Origin of the sequence: Pseudomonas simiae (genome assembly GCF_000934565.1) — a bacterium.
Taxonomy (GTDB): domain Bacteria; phylum Pseudomonadota; class Gammaproteobacteria; order Pseudomonadales; family Pseudomonadaceae; genus Aquipseudomonas; species Aquipseudomonas simiae.
This window is the reverse complement of sequence record NZ_CP010896.1, coordinates 820,476-836,632: the sequence shown is the minus strand read 5'-3', so window position 1 is coordinate 836,632 and position 16,157 is coordinate 820,476. Positions and strand designations below refer to the sequence as shown.

Annotated in this window: 17 protein-coding genes; 11 read left to right on the top strand and 6 right to left on the bottom strand. The window is 61.2% G+C overall.

The annotated features are described in order from the left end of the window. Positions 1-74 precede the first annotated feature (74 nt). From PF1751_RS03670 to PF1751_RS03625, 10 genes are read left to right on the top strand one after another with little or no spacing between them, the layout of a single operon-like run. Positions 75-1,034, top strand: a complete 960-nt coding sequence (locus PF1751_RS03670; RefSeq protein ID WP_010213292.1) for a YbgA family protein — start codon at positions 75-77, stop codon at positions 1,032-1,034. 3 nt (positions 1,035-1,037) lie between these two features. Then, entirely contained in the window at positions 1,038-1,967 is a 930-nt protein-coding gene (locus tag PF1751_RS03665; RefSeq protein ID WP_044286616.1) for a MerR family transcriptional regulator, read from the top strand. Next, positions 1,968-3,413 carry a deoxyribodipyrimidine photo-lyase gene (gene phrB, locus PF1751_RS03660; RefSeq protein WP_044286615.1) on the top strand — a complete coding sequence of 482 codons (1,446 nt, stop codon included), beginning with the start codon at positions 1,968-1,970 and terminating at the stop codon, positions 3,411-3,413. Beyond that, on the top strand, positions 3,406-3,828 hold the full coding sequence (locus PF1751_RS03655; RefSeq protein WP_010213297.1) for a nuclear transport factor 2 family protein: 423 nt from the start codon (positions 3,406-3,408) through the stop codon (positions 3,826-3,828). Before phrB ends, PF1751_RS03655 begins: the two co-directional genes overlap by 8 nt. After that, entirely contained in the window at positions 3,825-4,607 is a 783-nt protein-coding gene (locus tag PF1751_RS03650; protein ID WP_010213299.1) for an SDR family NAD(P)-dependent oxidoreductase, read from the top strand. Before PF1751_RS03655 ends, PF1751_RS03650 begins: the two co-directional genes overlap by 4 nt. After that, a complete protein-coding gene (locus tag PF1751_RS03645) occupies positions 4,604-5,851 on the top strand; it encodes an NAD(P)/FAD-dependent oxidoreductase (protein WP_042571047.1) in 1,248 nt (415 codons plus the stop codon). Before PF1751_RS03650 ends, PF1751_RS03645 begins: the two co-directional genes overlap by 4 nt. Further along, entirely contained in the window at positions 5,848-6,657 is an 810-nt protein-coding gene (locus PF1751_RS03640) for a DUF1365 domain-containing protein (RefSeq protein WP_010213302.1), read from the top strand. The genes PF1751_RS03645 and PF1751_RS03640 overlap by 4 nt, the downstream gene beginning before the upstream one ends. After that, positions 6,644-7,915, top strand: a complete 1,272-nt coding sequence (locus tag PF1751_RS03635; protein ID WP_010213303.1) for an SAM-dependent methyltransferase — start codon at positions 6,644-6,646, stop codon at positions 7,913-7,915. The genes PF1751_RS03640 and PF1751_RS03635 overlap by 14 nt, the downstream gene beginning before the upstream one ends. Further along, complete coding sequence (locus PF1751_RS03630) at positions 7,908-8,387, top strand: DUF2878 domain-containing protein (protein WP_042571046.1); 480 nt, start codon at positions 7,908-7,910, stop codon at positions 8,385-8,387. The genes PF1751_RS03635 and PF1751_RS03630 overlap by 8 nt, the downstream gene beginning before the upstream one ends. A gap of 53 nt (positions 8,388-8,440) precedes the next feature. After that, a complete protein-coding gene (locus tag PF1751_RS03625) occupies positions 8,441-8,746 on the top strand; it encodes a YkgJ family cysteine cluster protein (RefSeq protein ID WP_016977069.1) in 306 nt (101 codons plus the stop codon). A gap of 136 nt (positions 8,747-8,882) precedes the next feature. Here the strand turns inward: PF1751_RS03625 and PF1751_RS03620 are convergent, their stop codons facing one another. The 6 genes from PF1751_RS03620 to hemA all read right to left on the bottom strand — a co-directional run bounded on the left by PF1751_RS03620 (position 8,883) and on the right by hemA (position 14,249). After that, complete coding sequence (locus PF1751_RS03620) at positions 8,883-9,401, bottom strand: acyloxyacyl hydrolase (RefSeq protein ID WP_010213306.1); 519 nt, start codon at positions 9,399-9,401, stop codon at positions 8,883-8,885. Positions 9,402-9,513: 112 nt separating this feature from the next. Next, the gene (gene murI / locus PF1751_RS03615; protein ID WP_010213307.1) at positions 9,514-10,308 is read right to left on the bottom strand and encodes a glutamate racemase; all 795 of its coding nucleotides are present in this window, start codon (positions 10,306-10,308) and stop codon (positions 9,514-9,516) included. After that, on the bottom strand, positions 10,301-11,056 hold the full coding sequence (locus PF1751_RS03610) for a molybdopterin-synthase adenylyltransferase MoeB (RefSeq protein WP_010213308.1): 756 nt from the start codon (positions 11,054-11,056) through the stop codon (positions 10,301-10,303). The genes murI and PF1751_RS03610 overlap by 8 nt, the downstream gene beginning before the upstream one ends. After that, positions 11,050-11,880 (bottom strand): peptide chain release factor N(5)-glutamine methyltransferase, encoded by an 831-nt coding sequence (gene prmC / locus PF1751_RS03605; RefSeq protein WP_010213309.1) that lies wholly within the window; start codon positions 11,878-11,880, stop codon positions 11,050-11,052. Before prmC ends, PF1751_RS03610 begins: the two co-directional genes overlap by 7 nt. Continuing rightward, complete coding sequence (gene prfA / locus PF1751_RS03600; protein WP_010213310.1) at positions 11,881-12,963, bottom strand: peptide chain release factor 1; 1,083 nt, start codon at positions 12,961-12,963, stop codon at positions 11,881-11,883. Then, a complete protein-coding gene (hemA, locus tag PF1751_RS03595; protein ID WP_010213311.1) occupies positions 12,960-14,249 on the bottom strand; it encodes a glutamyl-tRNA reductase in 1,290 nt (429 codons plus the stop codon). The genes prfA and hemA overlap by 4 nt, the downstream gene beginning before the upstream one ends. Positions 14,250-14,432: 183 nt before the next feature. Here hemA and PF1751_RS03590 point away from each other — a divergent pair, with 183 nt between their 5' ends. Further along, a complete protein-coding gene (locus tag PF1751_RS03590) occupies positions 14,433-16,157 on the top strand; it encodes a tetratricopeptide repeat protein (protein WP_010213313.1) in 1,725 nt (574 codons plus the stop codon).

Here is a 16,157-nt window from a genome sequence, read left to right as displayed (position 1 = left end):
CAGCATCGAATCTATGATGGGATTTAGTTGTACAAGATTAAAACCTTGTACAGGAATCTTGCGAGGGTTCGTTTATGTCCAGCATCACCAAACCGAAGATCGCCATCAGCGCCTGCCTGCTGGGCGAAAACGTGCGCTTCAACGGTGGCCATAAACAATCCCTGCTGTGCAGCCAGACTCTCGCCGATTATTTCGACTTTGTGCCGCTGTGCCCCGAAGTCGCCATTGGCCTGGGCATTCCCCGCGAACCCATCCGCCTGGTGGGCGACCCTGCTCACCCGCAAGCCGTCGGCACGGTGAACCGCGAGCTGAACGTCACCCAGCCGCTGGACGACTATGGCCAGCAGATGGCGGCGGAACACACCGACCTGTGCGGCTACATTTTCATGCAGAAGTCGCCGTCCTGTGGCCTGGAGCGGGTCAAGGTGTACCGCGAAAATGGCACTCCGGTGGACGGCGGCGGGCGCGGTATCTACGCCCAGGCCTTTTGTGCCCGCCATCCCAATCTGCCGGTGGAAGAAGACGGTCGGCTGAATGACCCGGTGCTGCGTGAAAACTTCCTGACTCGCGTATTCGTGTACGCCAGTTGGCAGCAACTGCTGGCCGAAGGCCTGACCCGTCACCGCCTGCTGGCCTTTCATTCGCGCTACAAATACTTGTTGATGGCCCACAGTCCGGCGCATTACAAAAGCCTCGGCCACCTGCTGGGCAGCATGACCAAGGACGCCAACCTGGATGAATTGGCCAGCGGTTATTTCAGCGAGCTGATGACCGGCCTGACCAAGTGCGCCACCCGTGGCACCCACACCAATGTGCTGCAACACATCAGCGGTTACCTCAAGCAGGCCATCAGCGCCGACGACAAGCAGGAAATGCAAACCGTCATCGGCCAATACCGCCACGGCATCGTGCCTTTGGTGGTGCCGATGACCCTGCTCAAGCACCACTTTCGTCAACACCCGGACCGCTACATCGCGCAGCAGGCCTATCTGCAACCGCACCCGGAAAACCTCAGCCTGCGAAATGCGATCTAGACCATGAGAGCTGCCCTGCTAGACGAACCCGGCGAAGACTTCGCCCAAGCCCTCGAAGATGGCTGGCTGCCGATCCGCGAAGTGGCGCGCCAGACCGGCGTCAACGCCGTGACCCTGCGCGCCTGGGAACGCCGTTACGGCCTCATCGTGCCCCAGCGCACACCCAAGGGGCATCGGCTGTTCAGCGCCGAGCATGTACAACGTATCCACACCATCCTCACCTGGCTCAATCGCGGCGTACCGGTCAGCCAGGTCAAAGGCCTGATCGACTCCGCCCAGGCCATTCCCGATGCCGTCGAAAACGAATGGCACAGCCTGCGCCAGAACCTGGTGCAAGCCATCAGCGAATTGACCGAGCGCCGGGTGGATGACGCCTTCAACCAGGCCATGGCGCTCTACCCGCCCCGCACCCTGTGCGAGCAACTGCTGCTGCCGTTGCTGCAGGAGCTGGAACAACGCTGGCAAGGCCAGTTCGGCGCGCAGATGGAACGGGTGTTTTTCCTGTCCTGGCTGCGCAGCAAGTTTGGCGCGCGCATCTACCACAATAATCGTCAGCTGCATGGTGCGCCGCTGCTGTTGGTCAACCAATCCGACCTGCCCCTGGAGCCGCACCTGTGGCTCAGCGCCTGGCTCGCCAGCAGCGCCGACTGCCCGGTGGAAGTGTTCGACTGGCCGCTGCCCGCCGGTGAGCTGGCCCTGGCGGTGGAACACCTGCAACCGCGTGCGGTGCTGCTCTATTCGAGCAAGTCGCTCCATCTGTCGGCGTTCGCAAAACTTCTGAGTGGCGTCAGTTGCCCAAAGTTGATTGTCGGACCAACGGTATGCATCCACCAGGCCGAGTTGTCCGTATTAACCCATGACCTCCCCGAATTGTTCGTCGCCGAAGATCCGTTGTCGGCTCACCAACTGCTGATCCAGCGTGGACTTGTTTAAATGCATTTGATCTGGCTGCGCACCGACCTGCGCCTGCACGACAACACTGCTCTGGCCGCCGCGAGCCAGCGGGGCCCGATTGCGGCCGTGTACCTGATCACGCCGCAGCAATGGCAGTCCCACGATGATGCGCCGTGCAAAGTGGACTTCTGGCTGCGCAACCTGCAAGACCTGAGCAAAACGCTGGGCGCGCTGAATATTCCCCTGCTGATCCGCACCGCAGCCACTTGGGACCAAGCGCCCGACGTACTGAGCAAGCTGTGCCGCGAGCTGTCGGCGGAGTCGGTGCACGTCAACGAAGAATATGGCATTCACGAAAGTCGTCGTGATGCTGCCGTGTACAAGGCTTTGGAAGCCGATGGCGTGACCTTCCACCGTTACCTCGATCAACTGTTCTTCCAACCCGGCAGTGTGCTGACCAAGACCGGTACATATTTCCAGGTGTTCAGCCAATTCCGTAAAGTCTGCTACACCCGCCTGCACAGCGCCCTGCCGCGCATGGTTGCAGCGCCAAAGGCCCAGGCGCCGCTCAAGCTGAAAAGCGATCCCGTCCCGAACACAGTCGAAGGTTTCGCCCCACCCAGCGACAGCCTGCGCGCCCTCTGGCCAGCCGGTGAAGACGAAGCCCGGCGGCGCCTCGATGCCTTCGCCGATCAGCAAATCAGCTACTACAAAGACGAACGCGACTTCCCCGCGAAACCCGGTACCAGCCAGTTGTCTGCCTACCTTGCAGCGGGCGTCGTTTCGCCGCGACAGTGCCTGCATGCCGCGCTGCAAACCAACGGCGGCGAGTTCGAAAGTGGCGACCTGGGCGCCATCACCTGGATCAATGAATTGCTGTGGCGCGAGTTCTACAAACACATCCTGGTCGGTTACCCACGGGTGTCGCGCCACCGCGCGTTCCGCCCGGAAACCGAAGCCGTGGCCTGGCGCAACGCGCCCAAGGACCTCGCCGCCTGGCAGGAAGCGCGCACCGGCTTGCCGATCATCGATGCGGCCATGCGCCAACTGCTGGAAACCGGCTGGATGCATAACCGCCTGCGCATGGTGGTGGCGATGTTCCTGACCAAGAACCTGCTGATTGACTGGCGCGAAGGCGAGCGTTTTTTCATGCGCCACCTGATCGACGGCGACCTGGCGGCGAACAACGGCGGCTGGCAGTGGAGTTCATCCACCGGCACCGACTCCGCGCCATACTTTCGGATTTTCAGCCCGTTGAGCCAATCGGAGAAATTCGACGCTGAAGGCGTGTTCATCAAGCACTGGCTGCCGGAACTGGCCGCGCTGAATAAAAAGGACGTGCACAACCCCGAAGCCGCCGGCGGCCTGTTCGGCGTGGCTGACTACCCGCGCTCGATCGTCGACCTGAAAAAATCCCGTGAACGTGCGCTGGCCGCTTTCCGCAACCTGCCCTCGCGCCAAGCCGCAGGGGGCGACTATGAGTGACTTCCTGCGCCGCTTCGCCCAGGCCTTCACCGCGCTGGACAAGCACAACTTGCACCTGCTCGACAGCCTGTACAGCCAGGACATTGCTTTCGCCGACCCGCTGCACGAAGTCCATGGCTTGCCAGCCCTGCACCGCTACTTCGCCGATCTGTACAGCAACGTCAGCCAGCTGCGCTTTGACTTCCACAGTTTCGACCAGGTCGCCGAAGGCGAAGGTTACTTGCGCTGGAAAATGAGTTTTTGCCACCCTCGCCTGGCCAACGGCAAAGTGATCCGGGTGGAAGGTTGCTCGCACTTGATGTGGCGCGACAAGGTGTACCGCCACCGGGACTATTTCGATGCCGGCGCCATGCTGTACGAACACTTGCCCGTGCTGGGCAGCGTCATCAGCTGGCTTAAAAGGAGAATGGGATGAGCCTGACACCGCCCCGCCGTTATTGGCTGACTGGCGCCAGCAGTGGTATCGGTGCCGCACTGGCCGTGGAGTTGCTCAACAGCGGCGCCCATGTGGCGCTCAGTTCCCGCACCAAAGGGCCTTTGGAAGCGCTCGCGCAACGCTACCCCGGCCAAGTGCTGGTGGTGGCGGGCGACCTGACCAACAGCCAGACCGTGCGCGAGATCGGCGAGCATATCGGCGTGGTCTGGGGTTCGCTGGACACGGTGATCCTCAATGCCGGCACCTGCGAGTACGTGGACGCACGTCAGTTCGACTCATCGATCATCGAGCACGTGGTTCGTACCAACCTGCTGGCGAGCAGTTATTGCATCGAAGCCGCCCTGCCGCTGTTGCGCGCCGGGCAGACGCCACACTTGGTGGGTGTCGCCAGCGCCGTGACCTACTTGCCAATGCCGCGCGCCGAAGCCTATGGCGCCTCCAAGGCTGGCTTGCGCTACCTGTTCGAGTCCCTGCGCATCAGCCTGTCGCCGGAAAATATCGACGTGACCGTGATCAGTCCGGGCTTTGTCGATACGCCACTGACCGAACGCAATGACTTCCCCATGCCGCTCAGTTGGTCGGCGGACAAAGCCGCGCGGCACATCTTCGCCAAGCTGGAAAAACGCCCGCTGGAAATTGCCTTTCCCGCCCTGTTTATCGCCACCCTGTGGCCGCTGTCGAAACTGCCAAACCGCGCACAACTGATCATCGGTAAACGCATGTTGCGCAGCCCGCCGCCGAAGAAGGACGACCTATGAAGATCGCCATCATCGGCAGCGGCATCGCGGGGCTGACCAGTGCCTACCTGCTCAGCCGTCGTCATGAAATCACGCTGTTCGAAGCGGGCAACCGCATCGGCGGGCATACCCACACGGTCAACGTCACCGTCGACGATAAAAGCTACGCGATAGACACCGGTTTTATCGTGTTCAACGACTGGACCTACCCGAACTTCATCCGCCTGTTAGGGCAGATCGGGGTGAAGTTCAAACCCACTGAAATGAGCTTTTCGGTGTGCGACGAAAACACCCGGTTCGAGTACAACGGCAACAACATCAACAGCCTGTTTGCCCAGCGCAGCAACATCCTGTCGCCCGGGTTCTGGGGCATGTTGCGCGACATCCTGCGTTTCAATCGCGAGGCACCGCTGGACCTGCAAGAGCAACGCATCAGCGCCGACATGACGCTGGGGGATTACCTCGAAGCGAAAGGCTATGGCCCGCGGTTCATCCTGCATTACATCGTGCCGATGGGTGCCGCGATCTGGTCGATGTCGCTGGTGGACATGCTGAAATTTCCGCTGCAGTTCTTTGTGCGCTTTTTCAAGAATCACGGGCTGCTCTCGGTGAACAACCGGCCACAGTGGTGTGTGATCGAGGGTGGCTCAAGCAGCTATATCGAACCCCTGACCCGCAACTTTCGCGAACATATCCGCCTCGATTGCCCGGTGCATCTGGTGGAGCGCAATGAAGAGGGCGTGGTGGTCCACAGTGCCGCCGGCACCGAAGCCTTCGACAAGGTGGTGTTTGCCTGCCACAGCGACCAAGCGCTGGCGTTGCTCGGCGACCCCAGCGAGTCCGAGCTGCAAATATTGGGCGCACTGCCCTATGCCGACAATGATGTCGTGCTGCACACCGACACGCGCCTGTTACCCGACCGCCAATTGGCCTGGGCCAGCTGGAACTACCGGCTCACCCCCAACCGTCAGACGCAGGCGGCGGTCACCTATGACATGAACATCCTGCAAGGCATCGACAGCGACACCACGTTTTGCGTCAGCCTCAACCAGACGCCGATGATCAACCCGCTGAAGATTCTTGCCCGCTACACCTACGCCCACCCGCAATACAGTCTGGCGGCAGTGGCGGCCCAGGGACGCCGGGAAGAAATATCCGGCGTGCGCAACACCTTCTACTGCGGTGCCTACTGGGCCAACGGTTTCCACGAAGACGGCGTGGTCAGCGCCCTGCACGTGGCCCAGGCGTTTGGAGAAGCCCTGTGAACAGCGCCCTGTACAGCGGCTGGATTGCCCATCGCCGGTTTGCGCCCAAGGCCCACGCCTTTCGGTACCGCATCGGCCTGCTGTACCTGGACCTGAGCGAGGAACACGAAGTGCTCGGGCTTACGCCCCTGGCCGGGCGCAGCCGCCTGGCGCCTTTCGGTTTTCGCCAGCAGGACTACCTGCGTGAATTGACGCGCACCGGCATGAGCTTGAGCGATGCCGTGCGCCAGGAAGTCGGCAAGGCACTGGGGCGTACACCCCAGGGCGTTATCTGCCTACTGACCCAGGCCCGCAGTTGGGGCCTGGCTTTTAATCCCGTGAGTTTCTTCTACTGCTTCGAGGCCGACGGACGTCTGGCCGCGATCCTGTGTGAAGTGACCAACACCCCGTGGCGCGAGCGTTATCACTACGTGCTGCCGGCCCAGGCACTGAACGCGAATGAGCACCAGCACTTCGCCGTCGCCAAGGCCTTCCATGTGTCACCATTCTTGCCGCGCGACCTGGAATACCGCATGAGCTTCAGCCCGCCCGCCGCCAAACTCGGCGTGCACATGGCCGATTGGCAGGGCGAATTGAAAGTCTTCGACGCCACCTTGAGCCTGCAGAAAGAGACGCTGAACCGCACCAGCCTGCACCGCTACTTGTGGCGCTTTCCCTGGATGACCGCCAAGACCTGCCTCGCGATCTATTGGCAGGCCCTGCGCCTGTTGCTCAAACGCACACCGATTTTTTCCCACCGGGCCGCCGATGGCGCCTCTCGCACCGCAGTCGGGTACACCAAGGATCGCCGCCATGAAATCCCCTAGCTTATCGGTCAAAACCCATCGCCTGAACGTCAACGGCATGACCGCCGCGCTGCTGCGCAAGGCCGTGCTGCGGCAACTCAGCCAGTTGCGCCATGGTCAGTTGGTGGTGATCGAGGACGGCGAGCGCCAGGTATTCGGTGCACGGGAAGCGCATCTGTTGGGGGAGATCCAGATCCTGGATTCGGCCGTGTGGGGCCTGGTGGCGGCCAACGGTTCCATCGGTGCCGGTGAAGCCTTTATCCACGGTTACTGGAGCAGCCCGGACCTCACGGCGGTGGTGCGCGTGATGGTCAGTAACCTCGACGTACTCGATGCAATGGAAGGTGGCCTGGCACGCCTGACACGTCCGTTCACCCAGGGCCTGCACTGGCTCAACCGCAATACGCGCAAGGGCTCGCAGAAAAACATTGCCGCCCACTATGACCTGGGCAATGACCTGTTCGAAGAGTTCCTCGACCCGACCATGATGTACTCGGCGGCGCAATTCCTGACCGCCGACGACACCCTGGAACAGGCGCAACTGAATAAATTGGAGCGCATCTGCCAGAAGCTCGCCCTCAAGCCCAGCGACCACCTGCTGGAAATCGGCACCGGCTGGGGCAGCATGGCGCTGTATGCGGCGCAGCAGTATGGCTGCAAGGTCACCACCACGACCTTGTCCAAAGAGCAGTTTGCCTACACTGAAAAACGCATCGTCGCCCTGGGGCTGCAGGATCAAGTCACGCTGCTGTTACAGGATTACCGCGACCTTACGGGCCAGTACGACAAGCTCGTGTCGATCGAGATGATCGAGGCGGTGGGTCATCGCTTCCTGCCGACCTACTTCAAACAGTGCGCGCACCTGCTCAAGAGCGACGGCCTGATGTTGCTGCAAGCCATCACCATTCGCGACCAACGCTACGAACAGGCCAAAACCAACGTCGACTTTATCCAGCGCTATATCTTCCCGGGCGGCGCCCTGCCCTGCGTGCAAAAAATGCTGCAGATCGTCAGCCGCGACACCGATATGAACCTGCTGCACATGGAAGATTTCGGCCTGCACTACGCGCGCACCTTGCGCCTGTGGCATGAGAATTTTCGCCGCGCGCACGGCCGCCTGGCAGAATTGGGCTACGACGAATACTTCCTGCGGTTGTGGGAGTTTTACCTGTGCTACTGCGAAGGTGGCTTTATGGAGCGCACCATCGGCACCGCGCAATTGCTGTTGGCCAAACCATCCGCGATCAACCCGCCGCTGCTCGGTCGTTTCAGTGCTTAAGACACTGGCCAACGCCGTGCTGTTTCAGTGCGGCTGGTTTGCTTGTGTGCTTGGCGGTGACAGCGTGTGGCTACTGGTCGGGCTGGCCGTACTTGCCATTCATCTGCTGTGGATAAGTTCGTGGGCCGCCGACGGCAAGCTGATCCTGAGCGTAACGGTCGTAGGCACGTTATTGGATACCACGTTGCGTGCGCTGGGCGTGTTCCAGTTCACGGAACCGGGGCCGCTGATTCCCTTCTGGTTGATCCTGTTGTGGGCGTTGCTGGCGACGACATTGCGCCATTGCCTGGCCTGGAGCGCCCGTCCCTGGTGGCGTGCGGCAATATTGGGCGCAGTGGGCGGCCCGCTTTCCTACTTTGCAGGCAGCCAATTGGCGGGGGTGAAATTTGGCTTCGCCCTCGCGCCGACGATGGTTGTCCTGGCGCTGCTGTGGGCGGTGGTGTTTGTAGGGTTGCACCGATTGGCACGCTGACGCCTGTCAGTCGTTTCACACCTGTATCACCCGCTTGCCTTACACTGCCCCCTATGACGAACATCCCCCACACCCAAATCACCGAACCCGCGGTCACCTGCTCGACCTGCGCGGCTTGCTGCTGTCAGTTGGAGGTCATGCTGATCACCGACACCGGCGTGCCGGAGCGCTATATCGACACCGATGACTGGGGCGGCGAAGTGATGCTGCGCCTGGACGACGGCTGGTGCGCGGCGCTGGATCGGGACACGATGATGTGTACGATCTACGAGCGACGGCCGCTGATCTGCCGGGAATTCGAGATGGGAGCGCCGGAGTGCCTGACCGAACGCGAAGGGATTGCGACGGCGTATCGCTGATCATGAAATGAGCGGGGATCTAAATGTGGGAGCGGGCTTGCTCGCGAAAGCGGTGTATCAGTCAGACATTTACCAACTGACACACCGCTTTCGCGAGCAAGCCCGCTCCCACAGGGGATCTTCAACGGCCTGAAGGTTACAGCGGCATGGTGTAATGCAGCGCGTAACTCTCTACACCATCGTTATTGCTGCTGATGCCGGCGTTGGAATAATGCGTGGCACGAATGCCCACTTCATGCCCACCCGCGAAGCGCAGGCCGAAACCCAGACGGTCTTCGAACTGGAAAGCCTGGCCGATGTTGTTGTCTTCCACTTTGGTGCGCGAGAACACCGCAACACCAATCCCGGCTTCGATATAAGGCTTGACCTTTTCCCCGGCAAACTCGTACACGAACACCGGCGAGAACGACAGGCTGCTAACGCTGGCGCGCTTGTCTCCGTCCCAATAGGTGTAGGCGCCGCTCCAGTAACCGGTCAATCGACCGGTATCGCTCTGCCACCAGCTTTTATCCCAGTCCGATGTCAGCCCCAGCCGATAGGTCATGGTCGAATCGCTGGTGCCCCCCACACCCAACTCCAGGCCAGCGGCCTGCGCTGAAACAGAGTGCCCCACTACTGCGGCCGCAATCGCAGCCAAACAGAACAAGCGCTTCATAAGAAACATCCTTTCCGAACGAAGTTATATGGTTTTGTACAGGCTATCTCGCTATAGAAGCTGGCGTGTAGTCAGAAGTTCCAGTGGATAACACCGGAATTTCACGAAATTTTCACGCACCAAAGCTTCGCACAACGCCCGGATATTTCCATAGTGTCGGTAGGATATTTCTTAGCTGATACACATCGCCACTGGTCCAGAACTGTGCAGGTTCAGGCTTGCCGTCGGCCAACAGGTCGCGCTCGCCCAGCAAACGCTTGAGCTGGCGGGCCACGGCAGCGCCGGTGTCGATGAGGATGATGCTGGGAGGCAACATCTGCGCCAGGAGTGGCTTGAGGAAGGGGTAGTGGGTGCAGCCAAGGATGATGGTGTCACAGCCGGCGCTGAGCAGCGGCTCGATGTATCCCTGCAACATCTTGCGCAGGGCGGGGCTGTTCAGGTCGCCGGTTTCAATCAGTTCCACCAGCCCTGGGCAGGGTTGGGTAATGACCCGCACATCCGTCGCGAAACGGTCGAGTAATGCCGCGAATTTGGCGCTTTGCAAGGTACCGGTGGTGGCAAGCACGCCGACCACGCCACTACGGGTCGCTGCGGCGGCCGGTTTGACGGCCGGCTCCATGCCCACCAGTGGCCAGTCGGGATAATCCTGGCGCAAGTCAGCAACCGCCGCGACCGTCGCGGTATTGCAAGCGATCACAAAGGCCTTGGCGCCCTTTTCGCGGAAAAACTCGGCAACCAACCGCGATCGCTCGCGAATGAACGCGGGCGTTTTCTCTCCATAGGGGATATGCCCGCAGTCGGCCACGTACAGCAACGACTCATGGGGCAACAATTGCTGGATTTCGTCCAATACCGACAAACCGCCGACACCGGAGTCGAACACACCAATAGGCGCGCCCTTAACCATGCTGAGTCCCGCAGACGCTACAACCGGGGTCACGCTTGACGCGCAATTCGCGAAAGCGCGTGGTCAAGGCATCGATGAGCAACAGGCGGCCCACCAACGGCTCACCGAACCCGGCCAGCAGTTTCAAGGCTTCCAGCGCTTGCAAGCTGCCGACCAGCCCCACCAGCGGGCCGACCACGCCGGCTTCGCTGCAAGTGAGTTCGGTATCGCTGCCGTGCCCGTATAAACAGTGGTAGCACGGGCTTTCGGCGCGACGCGGGTCGAATACCGACAGCTGCCCTTCAAGGCGAATGGCTGCACCGCTGATCAAGGGTTTAGCCGCCGCGACGCAAGCCGCGTTGACCGCTTCGCGGGTGGAGAAGTTATCGCTGCAATCGAGCACCACGTCCACCGCTTCGACCGCGGCTGCCAGTGAATCAACATCCAGGGCGGTGCGGTGGGCGATCAGCTTGATCTCGGGGTTGATAGCCGTCAGGCGGCGCAAGGCCGAATCGACCTTGGTCTGCCCGACGCTGTCGGTGTCATGGATGATCTGGCGTTGCAGGTTGGTCAGGTCGACGGTGTCGAAGTCCGCCAGGTGCAACTCGCCCACACCGGCTGCCGCCAGGTAAAGCGCAACGGGTGCGCCCAGGCCACCGAGGCCGATGATCAGCGCCCGGCTGTTTTTCAGGCGCAATTGGCCGTCAATGTCGACATGCTGCAACAGAATCTGTCGGCTATAGCGCAACAGCTCCTGATCGGTCAGCACGGACGGCGTCCCAGGGTAATGCGCTCGTGACCGCCGAGATCGATACGGCTGTGTACGTCTTCGAAACCTTCACTCAACAGCAGGTCGCGCACGGCGGGGGCCTGGTCGTAACCATGCTCCAGCAGCAATCGCCCACCGGCATTCAGGTGAGCGGGAGCGTGTTTGATGATCAGGCGCAGGTCGTCCAAACCATCATGGCCGGCCACCAGTGCACTGGCCGGTTCAAAGCGCACATCGCCCGCCACAAGGTGCGGATCATTGGCGGCGATGTAAGGCGGGTTGCTGATGATCAGGTCATAGGTATGACCTTGCAACGCGCTGAACCAATGGCTGTTCAGCACCGTGGCGTTAGTGAGGTGCAGCCGCTGGCGATTGCGCTCGGCCAAGGCCACGGCTTCCAGCACGCGGTCGACGGCGGTGACCTGCCAGGCCGGGCGTTCGCTGGCCAGGGCCAAAGCGATGGCGCCGCTGCCGGTGCCCAGGTCGAGGACCTTGGCGGGTGTGGCCGCTAACAACTCCAGGGCGGCTTCCACCAGCAATTCAGTGTCCGGACGCGGGATCAGCGTGTGGGGCGCGACCTCCAGGTCCAACTTCCAGAAGCCTTGCTGGCCAAGGATATAGGCCACCGGCTCACCGCCACGACGGCGTTGCAGGAAACCGGCAAAGGTCAGCGCGTCTTCGCTGGTGACGATTTTTTCCGGCCAGGTGTGCAGGTAACTGCGCGACTTGCCCAACGCCGCCGCCAGCAACAATTCGGCATCCAGACGCGCAGTGGGCGAGTCCGGCAGGTCGGCGGCGCGCAGCAGGCTGGCGATGATGGTCATTTATTCACCTATCGCCGCGAGTTGATCTGCCTGGTATTCGGCGAGCAACGGCTCGATCACCGCGTCGACACCACCGGCAAGAATCTCGTCCAGGGAGTAAAGCGTGAGGTTGACCCGATGGTCGGTGACCCGGCCCTGGGCAAAGTTGTAGGTACGGATTCGTTCGGAGCGATCGCCCGAACCCACCAACAGCTTACGCTCGCTGGCAATCGCGTTGGCGGCGGCGCTGGTCTGCTGGTCGTTGAGCTTGGCCGACAGCCACGACATCGCCCGCGCGCGGTTCTTGTGCTGGGAACGTTCTTCCTGGCACTCCACCACGATGCCCGAGGGCAAGTGGGTGATGCGGATGGCGGAGTCGGTCTTGTTGACGTGCTGACCACCCGCGCCCGACGAGCGGTAGGTATCGATGCGCAAGTCCGCCGGATTGATCTCGATGGCTTCCTGTTCGTCCGGCTCGGGCAGCACGGCGACAGTGCACGCGGAAGTGTGGATACGACCTTGGGACTCGGTCGCCGGCACGCGTTGTACGCGGTGCGCGCCAGACTCGAACTTGAGCTTGCCGTAAACGTTATCGCCTTCAACCCGCGCGATGACTTCTTTATAGCCGCCGTGTTCGCCCTCGTTCTCGGACAGGATTTCCACCCGCCAACCGCGACGCTCGGCGTAACGCGAATACATGCGGAACAGGTCGCCGGAGAAGATCGCCGCCTCGTCGCCGCCAGTGCCGGCACGGATTTCGAGGAAGACGTTACGCCCGTCGTTCGGGTCCTTGGGCAGCAGCATGCGTTGCAGATCGCCTTCCAGCGCGGCGAGTTTTTCCTTGGCTTCGCGAACTTCTTCCACGGCCATCTCGCGCATGTCCGGGTCGCTGTCCTTAAGCAGTGCCTGGGCGCCTTCAAGGTCGGCCTGCACTTTGAGCAGGTTCTTGTAGGTAGCCACCACCGGCTCAACGTCGGCGTACTCCTTGGAATAGGCACGGAACTTGGTTTGATCGGAGATGACTTCGCCATCGCCGAGCAAAGCGGTCAGTTCTTCGAAACGGTCCTGGAGCACGTCCAGTTTATTGAGCAGTGACGCTTTCATTGCGATTTTTTATCCGAAGAGCTATCTGACGCGCCCTCACCGAGGGCAAAGAGTTCCTGGGCCATGGCCAGCGCATCGAGGCGGCCTTCGGCAGTAAGCTTTTTCAATTGTACGCTGGGTGCGTGGAGCAGCTTGTTGGTGAGACCGCGAGCCAGTTGCATCAGCACTTCTTCGGCGCTGCTGCCGTTGGCCAACAAACGCTGAGCCTTGATCAGCTCCTCGTCGCGCAAGCGCTCGCCCTGCTGACGATACGCCTTGAGCACATCCACCGCCGCCAATTCACGCAGGCGCACCATGAAATCTTCGGCGCCCGTGCTGACCATCTCTTCAGCGGCCTGGGCGGCGCCCTGGCGGCTCTTGAGGTTTTCGGCGACCACTTCGTGCAAATCGTCGACGCTATAGAGGTAAACGTCGTCCAACTCGCCGACTTCGGGTTCGATATCGCGGGGAACGGCGATATCCACCATAAAGATCGGCTTGTGCTTGCGCAGCTTCAACGCACTCTCGACCGCGCCCTTGCCAAGAATCGGCAACTGGCTGGCCGTGGAGCTGATGACGATATCGCTGCGCACCAGTTCGGCCGGGATATCCGATAGCAACACAGCATGGGCGCCGAACTGCTCGGCGAGGATGCTTGCGCGCTCCAGGGTACGGTTGGCGACCACGATGCGCTTCACGCCCAGGTCATGCAGGTGACGGGCGACCAGGGTGATGGTCTCGCCGGCGCCGATCAGCAGCGCCTGGCTGCGTTGCAAGTCACTGAAAATCTGTTTGGCCAGGCTGACGGCAGCAAACGCCACGGACACCGGGTTTTCACCGATGGCTGTATCGGTGCGTACTTGCTTGGCGGAGTTGAACGTGGCCTGGAACAACCGGCCCAGCAGCGGGCCGACGGTGCCTGCCTCACGCGCCACGGCGTAGGCGGACTTCATCTGGCCGAGGATCTGCGGTTCGCCCAGCACCAGCGAATCGAGACCGGCTGCCACACGCATCATGTGACGAACTGCCGCATCTTCTTCGTGCACATAAGCACACGCACGCAGGTCATCGAGGCTCAAATGGTGAAAATCGGCCAGCCAGCGCAGTACGACATCCGCTGAAAGATGTTCCTGCTCTATATAGAGCTCGCTGCGATTGCAGGTCGAAAGGATCGCAGCTTCGCGACTGTCGGTGAGCCGGCAGAGCTGCTGCAGGGCCTCAACCAACTGCTCCGGCGTAAACGCCACGCGCTCGCGCACGTCTACGGAGGCAGTCTTGTGGTTAATACCGAGTGCGAGGAAGGCCATTCAATATCGCTGATGATGTCGGGAAGCCGACAATTGTCCTACTTCGATAGATTCAGAACAACCACCGTCGTCTATTGTCCCTATATGTTGTGCCTATGAAAGGCGTCCGCTGAGTCTCGGTTATGTTTGGCCGAAGGCTTGTGTCATGATGATCCGACCGCAGGTTAGTCGTCCTCTTCCTATATGAATAGATCTTCCGCGTTGCTCCTTGCTTTTGTCTTCCTCAGCGGCTGCCAGGCCATGGCACCCGTGTCGCCGGACGGTACGCCGCCGGTGGAAGACAGCACCCCCGCCCCTGAAAAGCCTAAGGTTTATTCCTCGTTCAGTGAAGAAACGGTGTTCAGCCTGCTGAGCGCGGAGCTGGCCGGCCAGCGCAATCGTTTCGATATTGCGCTGGATAACTACGTGACCCAGGCCATCAACACCCAGGATCCGGGGATTTCCGAGCGCGCGTTCCGCATCGCCGAGTACTTGGGTGCCGACCAGGCTGCGCTGGATACGTCGTTGATCTGGGCGAAAAACGCACCGGACGATCTGGAAGCCCAGCGGGCGGCAGCCGTTCAACTGGCACGCGCCGGGCGCTATGACGACTCCATGATCTATATGGAGAAGGTGCTGCAGGGCAAGGGCGATACCCATTTCGACTTCCTCGCGCTGTCGGCGGCCGACACTGACCAGGACACGCGCGATGGCCTGATGAAGAGCTTCGACCGCCTGCTGCAAAAACACCCGAAGAACAGCCAGCTGATTTTCGGCAAGGCCTTGCTGCTGCAACAGGATGACGAAGCCGACGCGGCGCTGAAACTTCTGGAGCAGAATCCGCCGGAAGAAGGCGAAATCGCCCCGATCCTGTTGCGCGCGCGCCTGCTGCAGAACCTCAATCGCGGCAAGGAAGCGATTCCGCTGCTGGAAAAAAGCATCAAGAAGTATCCCGAAGACAAGCGCCTGCGCCTGACCTATGCGCGCATGCTGGTAGAGCAGGACCGCATGGAGGACGCCAAAGTGCAGTTCGCCAGCCTGGTCCAGCAATACCCGGACGATGACGAACTGCGCTACTCCCTGGCACTGGTGTGCCTGGAAGCCAAGGCCTGGGACGAGGCCAAGGGTTACCTTGAAGAGCTGATCCAGCGCGAAAGCCATGTGGACTCGGCGCACCTGAACCTCGGCCGTATCGCCGAGGAGCGCAACGACCCGCAGGCTGCCCTGCTCGAATACGCCCAAGTCGGCCCCGGCAATGACTACCTCCCGGCCCAGTTGCGCCAGGCTGACATCCTGATGAGCAACGGCCGCACCGACGAGGCGGAAAAGCGCCTGGCGGCTGCGCGCGATGCCGAGCCGGACTATGCGATCCAGCTGTACCTGATCCAGGCCGAGACCTTGTCGGCCAACAATCAGAGCGAGCGCGCCTGGAAACTGCTGCAACAAGCCTTGTTGCAATTCCCCGACGATTTGAACCTGCTGTATACCCGCGCCATGCAGGCGGAAAAACGCAATGACCTGGCACAGATGGAAAAAGACCTGCGCCTGATCATCAAACGCGACCCGGACAATGCCATGGCCCTCAACGCGCTGGGCTACACGCTGTCCGATCGCACCACGCGTTACGCCGAAGCCAAGGTGTTGATCGAACAGGCTCACAAGCTCAACCCGGAAGACCCGGCCGTGCTCGACAGCCTGGGCTGGGTGAATTACCGCCTGGGCAACCTGGACGAAGCCGAACGCCTGCTGCGCCAGGCGCTGGAGCGCTTCCCCGATCAGGAAGTCGCCGCTCACCTGGGCGAAGTGCTGTGGGCCAATGGCAAACAACGCGAAGCACGCCAGATCTGGGAAAAATTCCTCAAGGAACAACCCGAAAGCCCCATCCTGCGCGGCACCATCAAACGCCTGACCGGATCCGAGACCCTTTAA